An 18,740-nucleotide genomic window follows, 5' to 3' on the forward strand; every position below is an offset into this window, starting at 1 on the left:
TGCTTCCGGAAAAAAACAAGGAACAGGATATGGCACAGGAACGTAGGGAAGGCGGCCGCGGCCGCGAGCGTGAGCGCGAAGAGCGCGACGACGGCATGGTGGACAAGCTGGTCCACATCAATCGCGTCGCCAAGGTCGTCAAGGGTGGCCGTCGCTTCGGCTTCGCCGCACTCGTCGTCGTCGGCGACCAGAAGGGCCGCGTCGGCTTCGGTCATGGCAAGGCACGCGAAGTGCCGGAAGCCATCCGCAAGGCAACTGAATCGGCCAAGCGCGACATGATCTTCGTGCCGCTGCGCTCGGGCCGTACGCTGCATCACGACGTCGAGGGACGCTGGGGCGCCGGACGCGTTCTGCTGCGCGCCGCCAAGCAGGGTACCGGCATCATCGCCGGCGGCCCGATGCGCGCCGTTTTCGAGACGCTCGGCATGCATGACGTGGTCGCCAAGTCGATGGGTTCGTCGAACCCTTACAACATGGTTCGCGCCACGTTCGACGCGCTGAAGAGCCAGATGCATCCCAAGGATGTGGCTGCCGCTCGCGGCATCAAGTATTCGACCCTTCAGGCCCGCCGCGGCACCGCCGTTGCGGCTGAAGAATAGTCGATCTGACCAGGGATTTTGACCATGGCCAAGAAAGCAACCAAGACCATCACCGTTGAGCAGATCGGTTCGCCGATCCGCCGCCCGAAGGAACAGCGCGCGACGCTGGTCGGCCTCGGCCTCAACAAGATGCACAAGCAGCGCACCCTGGAAGATACGCCTTCCGTGCGCGGCATGATCGCCGCCGTTCAGCATCTCGTCCGCGTCGTGGACGAGGGCTGAGCCAAAGCGCAGGAGAACTCAGATGAAACTCAACGATCTGCGTGACAAGGACGGCGCGACGCATTCCAAGAAGCGTCTCGGCCGCGGCATCGGTTCCGGCTCGGGCAAGACCGCCGGTCGCGGCGTCAAGGGTCAGAAGGCGCGCTCCGGCGTCGCCATCAACGGCTTCGAGGGTGGCCAGATGCCGCTCTACCGGCGCCTGCCGAAGCGTGGCTTCAACAACATCTTCGCCAAGAGCTTCGTCGTCGTGTCGCTGGCCCGCATCCAGGAAGCCGTCGATGCCAAGAAGCTCGACGCCAAGGCAACCGTGACGGCCGAGGCGCTCGTCGCCGCGCGGCGTCATCCGCCGCGTCAAGGATGGCGTGCGCGTGCTGTCCGATGGCGAACTCAAGGCCAAGCTTGCCTTCGACGTCGCCGGTGCTTCCAAGGCGGCGATCGAGAAGATCGAAAAGGCCGGCGGCTCGGTCAAGTTGCCGGAAAAGGCAGCTGCCGAGTAACGGCAATTTGAAGCGCGATCGGCAAGAGTGGGATCCCGTTTTTGCTCACGATTGCGCTTTGATCTGCTCAATTAAGCGGCCGCGTCAACGCGGCCGCTTGCATGTTTAGAGCCCGGAGCTTATCTCGTGAGCTTCGGTGAAACGCACCGCCTGACCTCACGGGCCATCAAGCGTTACCAAGCGGAGAATCAGGCATGGCTTCGGCTGCTGAACAACTAGCCTCGAATCTGAATTTCTCGGCCTTCGCCAAGGCGGAGGACCTGAAGAAACGCATCTGGTTCACCATTGGCGCGTTGCTCGTCTACCGCCTCGGCACCTATATCCCGCTGCCCGGAATCAATCCCGACGCCTTCGCCCAAGCCTTCTCCTCGCAGAGCAAGGGCGTGCTCGGCATGTTCAACATGTTCGCCGGCGGCGCCGTGCAGCGCATGGCGATCTTCGCGCTCGGCATCATGCCTTACATCTCCGCCTCCATCATCATGCAGCTGATGACCTCGGTCATTCCGTCGCTGGAAGCGCTGAAGAAGGAAGGCGAACAGGGCCGCAAGGTCATCAACCAGTACACGCGCTACGGCACCGTGCTTCTGGCACTGGTACAGGCCTATGGCATTTCGGTGGGGCTGGAGAACGGCAACGGCATCGTCAGCGATCCCGGCATGTTCTTCCGCGTTTCGACCGTCGTCACGCTGGTCGGCGGCACCATGTTCCTGATGTGGCTCGGCGAGCAGATTACCGCGCGCGGCATAGGCAACGGCATTTCGCTGATCATCTTCTCCGGCATCGTCGCCGGCTTGCCGCATGCCATTTCCGGCACGCTGGAACTTGGTCGCACCGGCGCCCTGTCGACCGGCCTGATCCTGGCGATCATCGTCCTGGCCATCGTCGTCATCGCGCTCATCGTGTTCTTCGAACGCGCCCAGCGCCGCCTGCTGATCCAGTATCCGAAGCGCCAGGTCGGCAATCGCATGTTCCAGGGCGACACCTCGCATCTGCCGCTGAAGCTCAATACGTCGGGCGTCATCCCGCCGATCTTCGCCTCGTCGCTGCTCCTGCTGCCGGCCACCATCGCCGGCTTCTCGCAGACCACCAACATGCCCGCCTGGGCGAGCACCATCCTGGCCTCGCTCGGCCATGGCCAGCCGCTCTACATGGCGTTCTACGCGGCGATGATCGTGTTCTTCGCCTTCTTCTACACAGCGATTGTCTTCAACCCGAAGGACACCGCCGACCAGCTCAAGAAGCATTCGGGCTTCATCCCGGGCTATCGCCCGGGCGAGCGCACCGCCGATTACATCGATTACGTTCTCACCCGCATCACCGTCGTCGGCGCCATCTATCTGGTGCTGGTGTGCCTGCTGCCGGAGTTCCTGATCTCGGCGACTGGCGTACCATTCTACCTTGGTGGCACATCGCTTCTGATCGTGGTCAGTGTCACGCTCGATACGGTTGCGCAGATTCAGGGCCACCTGATCGCGCACCAGTATGAAGGCCTGATCAAGAAGTCGAAGCTGCGCGGGGGGAAGAAAGCCAGATGAGGTTGATTTTGCTTGGGCCGCCAGGGGCGGGCAAGGGGACACAAGCACAAAGACTGGTAGAAAAACACGGCATACCCCAACTCTCGACGGGAGACATGCTGCGTGCCGCCGTTCAGGCCGGTTCCGAAGTCGGCAAGCGTGCCAAGGCGGTGATGGATGCCGGTGAACTGGTGTCCGACGCCATCGTCAATGCCATCGTCGCCGAGCGGATCGACCAAGCCGACTGCGCCAAGGGATTCATCCTCGACGGCTACCCGCGCACACTGGTGCAGGCCGATGCGGTTGAATCGATGCTTTCTGAGCGTGGCATCGGCCTCGACACGGTCATCGAACTGGTCGTCGACGACAGGGCCCTGGTCGGCCGCATCGTCAAGCGCGCCGAGGACGCCAAGGCCGCCGGGCAGCCGGTGCGCAAGGACGACAATCCGGCGGTGTTCGAGGAGCGCCTGCGCGAGTACTACAAGAAGACCGCTCCGCTGACCGGCTATTATTACGCCAAGGGCAAGCTTAAGACGGTCGACGGCATGGCCAGCATCGACGCGGTGACCGCCGAGATCGAAGCCGTGCTCGCGGCCGCCGCCAAGGCGCGGTAACGGAATCTAAAGATTAGGCTTGACGGGAGCGGCTCGCTGCGGTATGGCGGCCCGTCTTCCTATCAGGTGCGAACTTTGCTTGTCCGCAAGGGCAAGGCAGTCGCTTTGAACTGGAAACTCCCGCAAGGGCCGGCCTCCACCGGACGCGGGGCAACTTTGACAGCGCCGGGACTACCTTGTTTTAAAGGTTGGCCGGCCCACATGGAGAAGGAAAGAACATGGCTCGTATAGCCGGCGTCAACATTCCGACCAACAAGCGCGTCGTCATCGCGCTTCAGTACATTCACGGCATTGGCAAGAAGTTCGCCCAGGAGATCGTCGACAAGGTCGGCATCCCGGCCGAGCGCCGCGTCAACCAGCTGACCGACGCGGAAGTCTTGCAGATCCGCGAGACCATCGACCGTGACTACCAGGTCGAAGGCGACCTGCGTCGCGAAGTGTCGATGAACATCAAGCGTCTCATGGACCTCGGCTGCTACCGCGGCCTGCGTCACCGTCGCTCGCTGCCGGTCCGCGGCCAGCGCACGCACACCAATGCACGCACCCGCAAGGGCCCGGCCAAGTCGATCGCCGGCAAGAAGAAGTAATTTGGGTGAATAAGGGAGTAGGGGAGTAAGGCAGTAGGGAATGCCCGCCAGTCGGGTCGCATTTCTCCCTACTCCCTTACTGCCCTATTCCCCCACTCCCTTACGAAGGTGGAGCCGCTGGCATTACGGCGGTGTAGAGATCAACTGAAAGGAATACCATGGCCAAGGAAGCCGCACGTGTTCGCCGTCGCGAACGCAAGAATATCTCGTCGGGCGTTGCCCACGTCAATTCGACCTTCAACAACACGATGATCACCATCACCGACGCGCAGGGCAATTCGATTGCCTGGTCGTCGGCCGGTGCCCAGGGCTTCAAGGGTTCGCGCAAGTCGACCCCGTTCGCCGCCCAGATGGCTGCCGAGGACGTCGCCAAGAAGGCCCAGGAACACGGCATGCGCATGCTCGAAGTCGAGGTCTGCGGACCTGGCTCCGGTCGTGAATCGGCGCTGCGCGCCCTGCAGGCGGCCGGCTTCACCATCACCTCGATCCGTGATGTGACGCCGATCCCGCACAATGGCTGCCGCCCGCGCAAGAAGCGCCGCGTCTAAGAAATTACCGAACGCCGCGCGAACGCCCACAGGGGCGTTCCTCCGCGGTATTCCAGGTCGCCCGCCACGATTGGATGGTGGCGGGTCAACGGAAGGAAAGCATCATGATCCAGAAAAATTGGCAGGAACTGATCAAGCCGAACAAGATCGAGTTCTCGTCGAAGAAGAAGACGCTGACCACGCTGGTCGCCGAGCCGCTTGAGCGTGGCTTTGGCCTCACGCTGGGCAACGCGCTGCGCCGCGTGCTTCTGTCTTCGCTGCGCGGTGCGGCTGTGACCGCCGTGCAGATCGACGGCGTTCTGCATGAATTCTCGTCCATCGCCGGTGTGCGCGAGGACGTGACCGACATCGTCTTGAACATCAAGGAAATCGCCATCCGCATGGAAGGCGACGGCCCCAAGCGCATGGTTGTGCGCAAGCAGGGACCGGGTGCGGTTCTCGCCGGCGACATCCAGACGGTTGGCGATGTCGAGATCCTCAATCCCGACCACGTCATCTGCACGCTGGACGAAGGCGCTGAAATCCGCATGGAATTTACCGTCGACACCGGCAAGGGCTACGTGCCGGCAGAGCGCAACCGCGCCGAGGACGCGCCGATCGGCCTGATCCCGGTCGACAGCCTCTATTCGCCGGTCAAGAAGGTCTCCTACAAGGTCGAGAACACCCGCGAGGGCCAGGTTCTCGACTATGACAAGCTGACCATGACCATCGAGACCGACGGTTCGATCTCGGGCGAGGACGCGGTGGCTTTCGCCGCCCGCATCCTGCAGGACCAGCTTGGCCTGTTCGTCAACTTCGACGAGCCGCAGAAGGAAGTCGCCGCCGAAGCCGTCACCGAGCTCGCCTTCAACCCGGCGCTGCTCAAGAAGGTCGACGAGCTCGAGCTTTCGGTGCGTTCGGCCAACTGCCTGAAGAACGACAACATCGTCTACATCGGCGATCTCATCCAGAAGACCGAAGCCGAGATGCTGCGCACCCCGAACTTCGGCCGCAAGTCGCTGAACGAGATCAAGGAAGTGCTGGCGGCAATGGGCCTGCACCTCGGCATGGAAGTGCCGGACTGGCCGCCGGAAAACATCGAAGACCTCGCCAAGCGTTACGAAGACCAATATTGAGCATGAATTCCAAGGATCGGCGGCGTGAGCCGCTCGATCCGACGGTCATGCGGAAAACCATCAGAGGCCTTGGCCTCTTGAACAACTGAAGAAGGAAAAGAGCCATGCGCCACGGTTTCAAAGGCCGTCGCTTCGCCCGAAGCATTAGCCATCGCAAGTCGATGTTCGCCAACCTCGCCGTGTCGCTGCTCGAGCACGAGCAGATCGTCACCACCCTGCCGAAGGCGAAGGACCTGCGTCCGATCGTCGAGAAGCTGGTAACGCTCGGCAAGCGCGGCGACCTGCACGCCCGCCGCCAGGTGATCGCGCAGATCGGCAATGAAGGCGTCGTTAAGCGCCTGTTCGACACCATCGCCCCGCGCTACGCCAACCGCAACGGCGGTTATCTGCGCATCATGAAAGCCGGCTTCCGTCACGGCGACAACGCCGCGATGGCCGTCATTGAGTTCGTCGATCGCGACACCTCGGCCAAGGGCGCTGGCGACCGCGCCCGCCTCGAAGCCGAAGGCACCGACGCGGAAGCCGCGGCCGCATAAGGCTCCGTCTTTCCGGAATGAATTGAAGGGGCCTGCGGGCCCCTTTTTCATGTTCTACGCGCGTCAAAGCGTGCCCAAAATGATCTGCCGGCGCGAAAATAATCGGATTTCAGCGGCTTAGCCTTTCATTTTGCACAATCGTCGGGACAATGCGCCCGAACTTGCTTTGGAGGATTCGCGAATGCGCGCCAAAAGACTGTCCCTTGTTTTGCTCTGCGCCTTCATGGTGTTCGCAGCCGCACCGGCAGTCCGGCAGGCGTTCGCCGAAGACGCGGCAAAACCCGCCGATCCGGGCCTGTCGGACGTGCTGACCGACCTGCTGCACGGTGTCGAAGGCGAGAATGCCACCTCGGGGCCTGACAAGCGCGTGCCGTTCGGCCGTGAGGAGGTACAGCTTTCGTTCGCGCCGCTGGTCAAGCAGACGGCGCCGGCCGTGGTCAATGTCTATGCCTCGCAGACGGCCAAGGTCACATCTCCTTTTGAAGGCGATCCGTTCTTCGAGGAGTTTTTCGGCCGTGCGCAGCCGCGCGCCCAATCCTCGCTGGGCTCAGGTGTGCTTGTCGATCCGAGCGGCGTCATCGTCACCAATTTTCACGTCATCAAGGATGCCGACGAGGTCAAGGTGGCGACCGCCGACGGGCGCGAATTCACCAGCAAGGTGATGCTGAAGGACGAGACGCTGGATTTAGCCGTGCTCAAGATCGAATCCGACAAGCCGTTCCCGGTCATCGCCATTGGCGATTCCGACGCGCTGGAGGTCGGCGACCTGGTGCTGGCCATCGGCAATCCCTTCGGCGTCGGCCAGACCACCACCAGCGGCATTGTTTCGGCACTTGCCCGCAGCCATATCGGCGTCTCGGATTCGGGCTATTTCATCCAGACCGACGCGGCCATCAATCCCGGCAATTCCGGCGGCGCGCTGATCAACATGGGCGGCCAGCTGGTCGGCATCAACACCGCCATCTACAGCCGCAGCGGCGGCTCGATCGGCATCGGTTTCGCCATCCCGGCCAACATGGTGCGGGCTTTCGCCGATGCGGCCAAGGCCGGCCTCGATTTCTTCGAACGGCCCTATATCGGCGCCGAGTTCGAGGCGGTGACGCCGCAGATCGCCGAATCGCTCGGCATGGAAAAGCCGACCGGTGCGCTGGTGTCTTCGGTCGATGCTACTGGGCCAGCCGGCAAGGCCGGGCTGAAGGCTGGCGATGTCGTGCTGCAGATCAACGGCAAGCCGGTCGAGAGCATCGAGGCGCTGGACTATCGCATGGCGACGCTGTCGATCGGCACAAAGGCGAATTTCGCGATCCTGACCAAGGGCCAGCAAGCAGCCATGGACATCGCGCTGGAGCGCGCGCCGGAAGGTGCGAAAGCCTCGGAAGTGACGCTGCATGGCCGCAGCCCGTTCTCGGGCGCCAAGGTCGCGGAACTGTCGCCGCGGCTTGCCCAGAAGCTTGGCCTGCGCACCGACCTCAAGGGCGTGACGGTGATCGACATCAACCGCGACTCGCCGGCCGCCGATTTCGGCTTCATGCCGGGCGACATCGTGCGCGAGGTCAACGGCACCACCATCGATACCGCCGCGACCCTGGCGCAGGTAGCCCAGCAGGATACGCGCTGGTGGCGCTTTACCGTCGAGCGCGGCGGGCAGATACTGCGCCAGGTGCTGCGTTACTGAGTTCGATCTGAAGGGATCGCGCTCCAAACCAAAAGAAGTACATGGCCGATCTGTTCAGTGTCGATGAACCGGAAAAGGCGCCGCTCGGTCGGCCGCTGGCCGACAGGCTGCGGCCGAGAAATCTTGGCGAGGTCGTCGGCCAGGAGCATCTGACCGGCCCCGATGGCGCGCTGACCCGGCTGATCGGCTCGGGCTCACTCGGCTCGATGATTTTCTGGGGGCCGCCGGGCACCGGCAAGACCACGGTGGCAAGGCTGCTCGCCGGCGAGACCAGCCTTGCCTTCGAGCAGATTTCGGCGGTGTTTTCCGGCGTTGCCGACCTGAAGAAAGTGTTCGAGACGGCCAAGCTGCGCCGCGCCAACGGCCGCCAGACCTTGCTGTTCGTCGACGAGATCCATCGCTTCAACCGCGCCCAGCAGGATTCCTTTCTCCCTGTCATGGAGGACGGGACGGTCGTCCTGGTCGGCGCCACGACGGAAAACCCGTCCTTCGAGCTCAACGCGGCTCTGTTGTCGCGCGCGCGCGTCATGGTTTTCCATTCGCTCGGCGAGGAGAGCATCGCCAAGCTGATGGTGCGGGCTGAGGAGACGGAGGGCAGGGCGCTGCCGCTCGATGACGAGGCCCGCGCCATGCTGATCCGCATGAGCGATGGCGACGGCCGCGCATCGCTGACGCTGGCCGAGGAAGTCTGGCGCGCCGCCAAGCCCGGTGAGGTCTTTGATCCCGAAGGGCTGCAGCGTATCGTCCAACGCCGTGCGCCGATCTACGACAAGGGCCAGGACGGCCACTACAATCTGATCTCGGCGCTGCACAAATCGGTGCGCGGTTCCGATCCCGACGCGGCACTCTACTATCTCGCGCGCATGTTCGACGCCGGCGAGGATCCGCTCTATCTTGGCCGCCGGCTGGTGCGCATGGCGATGGAAGACATCGGCCTAGCCGATCCGCAGGCGCTGGTCGTCGCCAATGCCGCCAAGGACGCCTACGACTATCTGGGCTCTCCGGAAGGCGAGCTCGCCTTTGCCGAGGCCACCGTCTATCTCGCCACCGCGCCCAAATCCAATGCCGTCTACACGGCCTTCAAGGCGGCGACGCAGGCAGCCAAGCAGCATGGCTCGCTGCTGCCGCCGAAGCATATCCTCAATGCGCCGACCAAGCTGATGAAGGAAGAGGACTACGGCGCGGGCTATCGCTACGATCATGATGAGCCCGACGCATTTTCGGGCCAGGACTATTTTCCGGAGAAGATGGGCCGCCAGACCTTCTACGATCCGCCTGAGCGTGGTTTCGAGCGCGACATCAGGAAGCGGCTCGACTATTGGGCGAAGCTGCGCAAGGAACGGGAATAGCGGATTTGCGTGGCCCGGTGGTCGTCACGCTTCGAAGCGAGGCCCCGCCATGGGGTATCTCAACCTCGGTTGCTCTCCACGCACTGCTGGCCGCGATGCTGGCGCTCATGCCGCTGCCAAAGCGGCCGAAGCGGCTGGACGAGGAAGGGGTGTCGGTCGACATTCTGACACCCCAGCAGTTCGAGGCCTCGACAAGGCCGCCGCCGGCGCCAGCACCGCCTTCAGCGCCCGAGGCGCAAGCGTCCGTACCAACACCAACAACACCATCAACCACTCCTCGATCTATATCGCCCACCGCGCCGACCATGATTCGGCCGACCGAAATGCTGTCGGCCAAGACGCTCGCCGATCCGCGCAGCCGGCAGGCGCGCGCCGATCTCGCGACCTTCGCTTCCGACGAACGCATGGTGCAATTGTGCAATCTCGAGGCCATGGACCAGATCCGGCGATGGCGCGTGGACTTTCAGCCGGAACGCGTCGTGCCTTATGCGACAGCTGAGGAGAAGATCGGCGGCACCACGATCACCGCGGACGGCGCGGCTTTCCGCAGTCGCAAAAACTGGTATGGTCTGAAGTTCAAATGCCAGCTCGCGCGGGACGGCGAAAGCGTCATCGGCTTTGAGTTCCTGGTCGGCGATCCCGTGGCCAGGGAGAAATGGAACGAGCTCGGCTTGCCAGCGGTGCATTGACCCCAGCGATGCATTGACCGAAGTCTGGCAAATTCCACCAGGCAACTGCCAGGCCACGATGTCGTGGCGTTGTGCGGCGACCCAAAAAACCTTATCAAGGCGCACGGCCGGGCGGTGGTCGTTGCCGAGATTTGGCACACTCATTCGCAACAGGATCGCGCTCCGCGCGTGGAAAAATGACAAAAAACCTTCGCAAAACCCTTCGCAAATTCGCCATCGCCATCCCGCTTCTCGCCCTTGGCTTCTACTTCATCCCCATTCTGACGACGATCTTCATCGTCTGCGGCCTGATCGACGTGCTGCGCAACGACAGGAAGGATCTGGCGCTGTTCTCAGGCTACTTCCTAGGCAACGGCCTGTTCACCTGGCTCTTGTCGCCGTTCAACCTGCTGGTCGATCTGCTCTGCTACCGCAATCCCGGTGTGTGGAAGCTGGAGCAGTTTCCGGAGGATTATCAGCGCGAGGTCAATGAGGTCCTGGACATCTTCAAGGCGCGCAAGGATGAGATCATCGCCGATATCGATGCCAATTTCGGCGCCGGCCGGCGTGGCATGTATGTCTACCAGTGGTACGGCAAACACCGGATCGACAACGTCGCCGAGTTCAACAAGGATTTCAAATACATCAAGACCATCGCCGTTTCGGTCTTCAGCAAGCGCGAATCGACCTCCTGGCACTTCGGCCCGCTGCGCCTCAGCCTTCGCATCCTCTACAATCTGATCCCGGTGAAGGCGGAAATCTTCGTCGAATGCGGCAACGTCAAGAACTACTGGTACGACAATCCGCAGTTCATCTTCGACGACACGCTGCTGCACCGTTCGGTCAACGAATATGACGGCCGCCGCTACTGCGTGTTCATGGACATCATCAGGCCGTCCCCGTTCCCGAGACTCATTGCCGGCATGCTCGCGGTTGTCTCGGTCAGCGTCGAGCGCATCAATTCGATGTTCTACAAGAACTGGAAGATGATCGGCTCGACCAAGCCGAAGAAGATCGAAACCACCTGACCTGAAAACGTCGACGCTGCCGGCTCTGCTGGCAGCGTCAGGGTGCGATGCATTATCTTTTGCCGACTTCTCGCGCACGGCTTCTGTATATCACATATGAATAATATATCGAACGGCTGCTTGGAAGAAGCGGTCCCTTCGGCGGTATTTCTGTGTGTCGTCGACGCTTGCGACGTCCATGCGTTCAAGTATACATCTTTATCAAGTCATCAATAATTCGTGATACGAATTGGCAAATCCCGATCGCGGAAACGGCATTCGAGTGTATTAGAAATAGCTTAAATAAGACTTAGGCGGACCCCGTCTCTTCCATTCTTGGCGGCTTCAAGTGATCGGGAAAAAAATCTTCGGATTCTGGGGGGCTTACATCTGCGCCGTGTTACTTGGCGCTGCTGTGAGCGCCGCGTACATAAGTCTCGAAGAGTCCGTCTATTATTGGGACTTCGCGGCCTATTTCAACATGTTCAACCAGCAGGGCGCACTTCTGGTCGAAAGCCCTTTCGAATGGCTGAGCCAATTGGGCACCTCTATCGCCACGGAAGATTACGGCGTGGCGATCCTGGTGCCGCTGATGCCGTTTCACCTTGTTTTTGGCGGTTCAAGGCTTTCCTTCGTTACCGGAATAGTCGCGGTCTACCTGGTTCCAGCGGTTCTTTTGATAGGCAGAATAAGCTATCAGGAGGCGGTCTCCGAGATACCGTCCCGTAGCTGGATCGCCGTCTGGATCGCGGCCTTCCTGTACACGCCGTTCTGGGCGCCGACGCTTCGGGGAATGCCTGACATTGCCGGCTGTCTCGCCCTGACCGCGGCAACCTATTTTTTCTGGAAATCCAAATTCCTGACCCGCGAACCGGTGGTGAGTGGAATAGCCGTCGGCGCCTGCCTGTGGTTGGCGTTCATGCTGCGCCGCTGGTACGCCTATGCGGACATAGGGATCACCGTTTCCGCGGCATTCCTGGGTTTGCTGCAGATCGCAAGGGAGCGGGATTTGCCGGCCTTCCGCAACGCGGCTCTGGGCGGCGCGTGCGCGATTTTCCTTATTGCCGCGACGGCGTTGAACTTCCAGCTGCCGCTAATTGCCAAGATTCTGCAAACCAGCTACGCCGACCTTTACAGCGGATACAAGACGACCTTTGTCACCCAGCTCGGTGACGTCGGATCCCGGCTCAGCTATCTGAACTGGGCGTTGATTGTGGTGGGCCTCTACATCTCGGTTGTGCGCCGCAACAGATTTGCCGTCTTCTGTGCCATGGCCTCGGTGCTTACCTTCTTGGCTTTCATCCGGACGCAGGACCCGGAACGTCATCATTCCTTGCCGATTTTTCTTTGGCTCTTTCCCGCCTATGCCCAGGCAATCGTTTCGATCGTCTCCGTGCCGGGACTGAAATCACGATGGCCGACCGTCGCCATGGCCGCTGTTGCCGGATTTGCTTTTTTGGGCACGTTTTTTCCAGCCGGCCGTCAGTTGTTGTCCCCGGTTGGCTTCGTCTTCGCCAGGGAAGCCACGCTTCCCCTTCACCTTGACAATCTCCCCGAATACAGCCGCCTGATCGATGACCTCGTCGACAGGATGGAACCGAAGGACCGCTTTTCGGTATTTGCGTCGGGTCCTGTGATGAGCGACGCCCTGTTGTTCGGCATGAAACGGGATCTTGTTACCCATGTCGGATGGATTTGCCAGGTGGACAGTCGTGATCGGTTCCGACCGGACGCGTTGAAATCCAGATATGTTGTCGTGACCGACCGGCCGGTTACTCATCTGCAACCGGGCGCGCAGATCTGCGTCACGCTCCCGAACCAGTATATTCTTGAAGGCAAGGGTATCGGTGCCGCGTACAGGCGCATTGCGCAGTACCGATTGTCAGGCGGTGTCGCCGGCTATCTCTACGAACAGGTACGCCCGGTCAGAAAGGCCGAGGTCGATGCCCTCTACGTCGAATTCAAGAAGAAGTATCCAGACTGGACGGTGCCTGAATGGTGATTGCGAAGGGATTGACGCCACGGCCTCGACACGGGCAGTAGACGATGATGTTCAATCTGCTTCTCGTGGTCGTCGGCGGCGGCATCGGCGCCGGCATCCGCCATCTCACCAACATGGGCGCGCTGCGTCTTGTCGGCCCCAACTACCCCTGGGGCACGATGGTCATCAACATCGTCGGCTCCTTTGCCATGGGCCTGTTCATCGCCGCCCTGGCGCGCCGCGGCGGGTCGAACGAAGTCAGGCTGTTCGTCGCCACCGGCATCTTTGGCGGCTTCACGACTTTTTCCGCCTTTTCGCTCGATTTCGCGACGCTGTGGGAGCGCGGAGCCACGCTGCCGGCATTCGGATATGCGCTGGCCAGTGTCATTGGCGCGATCATCGCCCTGTTTTTGGGTCTTTGGCTCGCAAGAAGCCTGCCTTAATGCTATTGCCGCGCCAAGCGCAGGCCGAGCCCTGCTTTGGAAACGGATAAGCGAAGAAAAAATGGCAGGCGTTGAACAGATCACGGTGGAGGCCGGCGAGGCGGGCATGCGGCTCGATCGCTGGTTCAAGACGCATTTCCCGGGCCTTGGTTTCGGCCATTTGCAGAAGCTGCTGCGCTCCGGCCAGATCCGCGTCGACGGCGGCCGCGTCAAGGCCGACAGCCGTGTCGAGCCCGGCCAGGTGGTGCGTATCCCGCCACTCGAGGTCGACAAGAAGGGCGAGAGCGCGCTGACTGGCCATTCGATCCGCAACCAGGGCGATGCCGACGTCCTGGCGAAAATGCTGATCCATGAGGATCCGAAGGTTTTCGTCTTCAACAAGCCGGCGGGCCTTGCGGTGCAGGGCGGCTCGGGCGTCACCCGCAATGTCGACGACATGCTGGAAGCCTGGCGCAACCAGAAGGGTGAGAAGCCGCGGCTGGTCCACCGGCTCGACCGCGACACGTCGGGCGTGCTGGTTGTCGCCCGTACGAGACTGGCCGCCATGAAGCTGTCGGAAGCGTTCCGCGCCCGCGAAACGAAGAAGACCTACTGGGCGCTGGTCAAGGGCGTGCCGCCGAAGCGCGAGGACAAGATCTCGACCTGGCTGATCAAGGAGCCGACCGAGGATGGCGACCGCGTCCGGGTCGCAGCGCATGGTGAAAAAGGCGCCGACCATGCCGTGTCCTACTACCGCATCATCGAGCAGGCGGCGCAGACCATGACCTGGCTGGAGATGGAACCTTACACGGGCCGCACCCACCAGCTTCGCGTCCATGCCGCCTATATCGGCTGCCCGATCATCGGCGATCCGAAATATTTCGAGGCCGACACCAACTGGGATTTCCCCGGCGGTATCCAGAATCGCCTGCATCTGCATGCGCGCCGCATCATCATTCCGCATCCCGACAAGGGCGTCATCGACGTCACCGCGCCGATGCCGCCGCACATGCGCCAGAGCTGGAACCTGATCGGCTTCGACGACGCCAGCGCGGAGGATTGATCTTGAGCGGCGCCACTGACGCGCTCGATCGGCGCGACACAGTCGACATGGCCGCCGCCGCCATCATGGTCGGCCTGACCTTTTCCTGGGGCCTGAACTATGTCGCCGCCAAAATCTCCTATGCCGGCTACGATCCCGTCTTCCTGTCGATCGCACGCTCGATCATCGGCGGCTTCTGCGTCTTCCTCTGGTGCCGCTGGCGCGGCATCGCTCTGTTCAGGCGCGATGGCACATTGCTCGCCGGCATTGCCGTAGGCGTGCTTTTCGGCATCGAGTTCCTTTGCCTCTATGTCGGCCTGGAGCATACGACTGTTGCCCGCAACACGCTGCTGGTCAACTCAATGCCGTTCTGGATGCTGATTGGCGGTCACTTCCTGCTTGGCGAACAGATAACCATGCGCAAGTTCCTCGGCCTGCTGCTGGCTTTTGCCGGCCTCACCGCCGTCTTTTCCGACAAGCTTGGCGGCGGCGACATGCTGTTCGGCGATCTGCTCAGTCTTGGCTCCGGGTTCTTCTGGGCTTTGACCAATATCCTCATCAAGCGGTCGAAACTGGTCGTGGCGAGCGCCGAGAAGCTGCTGCTCTACCAACTCGCCGGCGCGGCGATCGTCGGCATATTGGTGCTGCCTCTCGCCGGCCCGCCGGTGCGCGATCCGTCCTTGTTGCCAACTTTGGCGCTGCTTTTCCAGGCGATCTATATCGTCGCCTTCACCTATGTCCTGTGGCTCTGGCTTCTGCGCCGCTATCCGGCCTCCGGCCTGTCCAGCTTTACCTTCCTGTCGCCGGTTTTCGGTGTCCTGTGCGGCGCGATCATCTTGAACGAGCCGCTGACCATTCGCATTTTTCTGGCACTTGGCTTGATTGCGGCGGGCCTGATCATCGTTAACCGGCCGGCGCGCAAGCCGACACCGGTGTGAGAGTGACTTTTCATGCGTGACATCCTCAACGACCTCGAAGCGGGCAAGTATCTTTCCGATCCGGATCCGGTCCGCCGCGCCCAGATTCAGATGAAGACGCCGCTGCCCAAGCGCTTCTACAAAACCGCTTCGGTTGTGCCGATAGAGGGAGGTTTTGCCGTGCATCTCGACGGCAAGCCGGTGCGCACGCCGGGCAAGGCGCTGCTGGCGCTGCCGACCGAGGCGGCGGCAGTGCTGGTTGCAGGCGAGTTCGCGGAACAGGGCGAGACGATCAATCCGGTGACGATGCCGGTGATGCGCCTGGTCAACACCACCATCGACGGCGTTGCCAACGATCCGCAGGCGGTGCTGGAAGACATACTGCGGTTTGCCTCATCGGATCTGCTCTGTTACCGCGCCGACGCTCCCCAAGGGCTGGTCGCGCGGCAGAACGAGCAGTGGGATCCGGTCATCGATTGGGCGCGCACGACATTGGGGGCTCGCTTCAACCTTGCCGAGGGCATCATCCATGTCGAGCAGCCACGCGAGACGATCGCCGTTCTGGGCAGTCATCTCAATCAGCGCGCCGAGCCGCTGCGGTTGGCCGCCATCCACCTCATGACCTCGCTGACGGGTTCGGCGCTGCTGGCGCTGGCGGTCGATTTCGGCGAGCTCGATGCCGAGACTGCCTGGGCCGCCGGCCATGTCGACGAGGACTGGCAGATCGAGCATTGGGGGCAGGACGCCGAAGCGGTCGCGCGCCGTGCCGCCCGCAAACGCGATATGATGGCTGCCGTCAGCCTTCTCGAGGCGCTCAAGGGTTGACCCTGCGGCGATTGCCGCACCGCACCTAATACCAAAGTCATAATCCCATCGTCGCTCTGCCGCCGGCGGGCGCTTTCTGTCATTTTTCCCGTGATGGCCCGGCATTTCCGAGTCCGCGTTCGGAGGAGAACGCTGACACTGGCGCCCGGCATCGAGGACAGCGTCTCACGGGAGGACAACTCAATGGCAATGGCATCGACCGCCGGCAGAACGAGCCGCGGCATGACTCGGGAAGAGAAGAAGGTCATCTTCGCTTCCTCACTCGGCACCGTTTTCGAATGGTACGATTTCTATCTCTACGGTTCATTGGCGGCCTTCATTGGCTCGACCTTTTTCAGTCCGACCATTCCGGAGGCGACGCGCAACATCTTCGCGCTGCTGGCTTTTGCCGCCGGTTTTCTCGTCCGCCCGTTCGGCGCCCTGGTGTTTGGCCGTATCGGTGACCTCGTCGGCCGCAAATATACCTTTCTCGTCACCATGACGATCATGGGTCTGTCGACCTTCCTGGTCGGCTTGCTGCCCGGTTATGCGACCTTGGGTATCGCGGCTCCGGTGATCCTGATCGTGCTACGCATGTTGCAGGGTTTGGCCCTCGGCGGCGAATATGGCGGTGCGGCGACCTATGTCGCTGAGCACGCGCCTGACGACCGTCGCGGCTTCTACACGTCGTGGATCCAGACGACGGCGACACTTGGCCTGTTCCTGTCGCTGATCGTCATTCTGATTGTTCAGGGCTCCTTGAGCAAGGAAACCTACGCCGCTTGGGGCTGGCGTATTCCGTTTATCGTCTCCTTCGTGCTGCTCGCCGTCTCGATCTGGATTCGACTGTCTCTCTCGGAGTCTCCGACCTTCCAGAAGATGAAGGACGAAGGTAAGGGCTCGAAGGCACCGCTTTCGGAAGCCTTCGGTCAGTGGAAGAACGCCAAGATCGCACTGCTGGCGCTGCTTGGTCTCACTGCTGGACAGGCCGTCGTCTGGTACAATGGCCAGTTCTACGCGCTGTTCTTCCTGCAGAACGTACTGAAAGTCGATGCGCAGTCGGTCAACATCATGATCGCGATCGCGTTGGCACTCGGCTCGATCTTCTTCGTCGTGTTCGGCTGGCTCTCCGACAAGATCGGCCGCAAGCCGATCATCATGGCTGGCCTTGCGCTCGCCATCGTCTGCACCTTCCCGTTGTTCAAGGCATTGACCTGGGCCGCCAATCCGGCACTCGCCAAGGCGCAGCTGAATACAAAGGCAACGGTCACGGCAGCACCCGGCGACTGCAAGTTCCAGTTCAACCCGGTCGGCACCGCCAAGTTCACGACGTCATGCGACATCGCGACTTCGTTCCTGACCAAGAACTCGGTTCCCTATGACGTGGTATCGACGGCGGCAGCCGGTACGGCTGCTACCGTCAAGATCGGCAACGAGACGGTGTCGTCCTACGACGCGGTCGCCGCTGGCGATCAGGCCAAGGCCAAGGACGCGGCCTTCGTCGAGGCGGTCAACATGTCGCTGCAGGACGGCGGGTATCCGCTGAAGCGTGCGGCGATCAAGGTAGCGGACCAGAAGCTCGACGCCTTCGTCGCGGCCAATCCTGAACTCAAGCTCGACGCGGCTGCCATTCGCGGCGGCGAAAAGACAGCGGTGCCGATCGATCAGGCGGTCAAGGACAAGTTGTTGACGTCGGAGGAGGCCGCCGGCGCGCCAGAGGTCACCGTCTACAACATACCGGGCGGCGGTGCCTTCGCCATGTTCGCCGATCCGGCCGCCGTGAACTGGCCGATGACGATCGGCATCCTGTTCATCCTGGTCCTGTTCGTGACCATGGTCTACGGGCCGATCGCGGCGATCCTGGTCGAGATGTTCCCGACCCGCATTCGTTACACCGGCATGTCGCTGCCCTATCATATCGGCAATGGCTGGTTCGGCGGTCTGTTGCCGGCAACAGTCTTCGCGCTCAGCGCCTACAAGGGCGATATCTACTATGGTCTGTGGTATCCGGTGGTGATCGCGGCGATGACGCTGATCATCGGCATGATCTTCGTCAAGGATACGCTTGGCACCGACCTACACGGCAAGGAATAGCCTAGCCGTCATCGGCCAACAGAAAGCCCGGCGTGATCGCTCACGCCGGGCTTTTCCATGTCTGAGACCCGAAGAAGCGGATCAGCTCTTTGGCTGATTATCTTCCTCGATGGCCGCCTCGTGATACCAGCCGTCAAAATCGGCGTACGTGTAGCGCAACGAGGCGACCTCTGCCGCGAACTTCGCCTTTGCGCCTAAATTTGAGGCAGATTTGCGCGCTGCCAGAGGGAACATCAGAATTTTTGCCGACGGACGGGAGGGGACGACTTCCATGGGCGGTCTCCTTTCTTTTTCAGGAGCTTGTCGATTCAGCTTTCCTACAAGATAGGTCCTGCGATTCCTTTAGGCAATATGCCTACGAAAAGATCAGCAATTGCCTAATATTTATGCATAATTCGCGTTTGATTGATTTGGACCCAGTGCTGAGGCGGCTCAGCAAATTCGACGCGATATCCCTGCCATTTTGCCGCACCCGCCGAAGTCGGAGTGGCACATGAATTGCATTTTAGGGATCGGCAGCGCCGGCTGCCGACGGCAGACGCGTGTCGA

General features: G+C 61.6%; 19 protein-coding genes and 1 pseudogene. 19 read left to right on the forward strand and 1 reads right to left on the reverse strand.

Features of this window, described 5'->3' with window-relative positions:
* Nucleotides 1–29: 29 nt before the first annotated feature.
* The 19 genes and pseudogenes from rpsE (at nt 30) to ACVILI_RS18755 (ending at nt 18,191) form a co-directional block, all read left to right on the forward strand.
* Entirely contained in the window at nt 30–599 is a 570-nt protein-coding gene (gene rpsE / locus ACVILI_RS18665) for a 30S ribosomal protein S5 (protein ID WP_027046810.1), read from the forward strand.
* 24 nt (nt 600–623) lie between these two features.
* Nucleotides 624–821, forward strand: a complete 198-nt coding sequence (gene rpmD / locus ACVILI_RS18670; RefSeq protein ID WP_006205449.1) for a 50S ribosomal protein L30 — start codon at nt 624–626, stop codon at nt 819–821.
* 22 nt (nt 822–843) lie between these two features.
* Nucleotides 844–1,318, forward strand: a pseudogene (gene rplO, locus ACVILI_RS18675) (50S ribosomal protein L15).
* A gap of 194 nt (nt 1,319–1,512) precedes the next feature.
* The gene (gene secY, locus ACVILI_RS18680) at nt 1,513–2,853 is read left to right on the forward strand and encodes a preprotein translocase subunit SecY (protein WP_019857971.1); all 1,341 of its coding nucleotides are present in this window, start codon (nt 1,513–1,515) and stop codon (nt 2,851–2,853) included.
* Nucleotides 2,850–3,446 (forward strand): adenylate kinase, encoded by a 597-nt coding sequence (locus tag ACVILI_RS18685; RefSeq protein WP_019857972.1) that lies wholly within the window; start codon nt 2,850–2,852, stop codon nt 3,444–3,446. Before secY ends, ACVILI_RS18685 begins: the two co-directional genes overlap by 4 nt.
* 218 nt (nt 3,447–3,664) lie before the next feature.
* Nucleotides 3,665–4,033, forward strand: coding sequence for a 30S ribosomal protein S13 (gene rpsM / locus ACVILI_RS18690; RefSeq protein WP_006205445.1), 369 nt, complete (start codon nt 3,665–3,667; stop codon nt 4,031–4,033).
* A gap of 158 nt (nt 4,034–4,191) precedes the next feature.
* On the forward strand, nt 4,192–4,581 hold the full coding sequence (gene rpsK, locus ACVILI_RS18695; protein WP_006205444.1) for a 30S ribosomal protein S11: 390 nt from the start codon (nt 4,192–4,194) through the stop codon (nt 4,579–4,581).
* Nucleotides 4,582–4,685: 104 nt separating this feature from the next.
* Nucleotides 4,686–5,696, forward strand: a complete 1,011-nt coding sequence (locus tag ACVILI_RS18700) for a DNA-directed RNA polymerase subunit alpha (protein ID WP_006205443.1) — start codon at nt 4,686–4,688, stop codon at nt 5,694–5,696.
* Between the two features lie 104 nt (nt 5,697–5,800).
* Nucleotides 5,801–6,232, forward strand: a complete 432-nt coding sequence (gene rplQ, locus ACVILI_RS18705; protein ID WP_010909289.1) for a 50S ribosomal protein L17 — start codon at nt 5,801–5,803, stop codon at nt 6,230–6,232.
* Between the two features lie 181 nt (nt 6,233–6,413).
* Nucleotides 6,414–7,907 carry a DegQ family serine endoprotease gene (locus tag ACVILI_RS18710; protein WP_069092111.1) on the forward strand — a complete coding sequence of 498 codons (1,494 nt, stop codon included), beginning with the start codon at nt 6,414–6,416 and terminating at the stop codon, nt 7,905–7,907.
* Between the two features lie 41 nt (nt 7,908–7,948).
* Entirely contained in the window at nt 7,949–9,256 is a 1,308-nt protein-coding gene (locus ACVILI_RS18715; protein WP_038646662.1) for a replication-associated recombination protein A, read from the forward strand.
* Nucleotides 9,257–9,561: 305 nt separating this feature from the next.
* Nucleotides 9,562–9,945 carry a DUF930 domain-containing protein gene (locus ACVILI_RS18720; protein WP_019857976.1) on the forward strand — a complete coding sequence of 128 codons (384 nt, stop codon included), beginning with the start codon at nt 9,562–9,564 and terminating at the stop codon, nt 9,943–9,945.
* A gap of 176 nt (nt 9,946–10,121) precedes the next feature.
* Nucleotides 10,122–10,952: an aspartyl/asparaginyl beta-hydroxylase domain-containing protein gene (locus ACVILI_RS18725; RefSeq protein ID WP_038646665.1), complete on the forward strand. Its 831-nt coding sequence runs from the start codon at nt 10,122–10,124 to the stop codon at nt 10,950–10,952.
* Between the two features lie 328 nt (nt 10,953–11,280).
* Nucleotides 11,281–12,933 (forward strand): hypothetical protein, encoded by a 1,653-nt coding sequence (locus ACVILI_RS18730; protein WP_202379242.1) that lies wholly within the window; start codon nt 11,281–11,283, stop codon nt 12,931–12,933.
* Between the two features lie 47 nt (nt 12,934–12,980).
* On the forward strand, nt 12,981–13,355 hold the full coding sequence (gene crcB / locus ACVILI_RS18735) for a fluoride efflux transporter CrcB (RefSeq protein ID WP_038652633.1): 375 nt from the start codon (nt 12,981–12,983) through the stop codon (nt 13,353–13,355).
* Between the two features lie 61 nt (nt 13,356–13,416).
* Entirely contained in the window at nt 13,417–14,397 is a 981-nt protein-coding gene (locus ACVILI_RS18740) for an RluA family pseudouridine synthase (protein ID WP_019857981.1), read from the forward strand.
* 47 nt (nt 14,398–14,444) lie between these two features.
* The gene (locus ACVILI_RS18745) at nt 14,445–15,314 is read left to right on the forward strand and encodes a DMT family transporter (RefSeq protein ID WP_051726917.1); all 870 of its coding nucleotides are present in this window, start codon (nt 14,445–14,447) and stop codon (nt 15,312–15,314) included.
* A 12-nt stretch (nt 15,315–15,326) separates the two neighbouring features.
* Nucleotides 15,327–16,118, forward strand: coding sequence for an ATP12 family chaperone protein (locus ACVILI_RS18750; RefSeq protein WP_038646671.1), 792 nt, complete (start codon nt 15,327–15,329; stop codon nt 16,116–16,118).
* 183 nt (nt 16,119–16,301) lie between these two features.
* A complete protein-coding gene (locus ACVILI_RS18755; protein WP_457102560.1) occupies nt 16,302–18,191 on the forward strand; it encodes an MFS transporter in 1,890 nt (629 codons plus the stop codon).
* 81 nt (nt 18,192–18,272) lie between these two features.
* Here the strand turns inward: ACVILI_RS18755 and ACVILI_RS18760 are convergent, their stop codons facing one another.
* Nucleotides 18,273–18,464, reverse strand: a complete 192-nt coding sequence (locus ACVILI_RS18760; RefSeq protein ID WP_019857985.1) for a DUF2735 domain-containing protein — start codon at nt 18,462–18,464, stop codon at nt 18,273–18,275.
* Between the last annotated feature and the right edge of the window lie 276 nt (nt 18,465–18,740).

This window comes from Mesorhizobium sp. USDA 4775 (genome assembly GCF_054062655.1).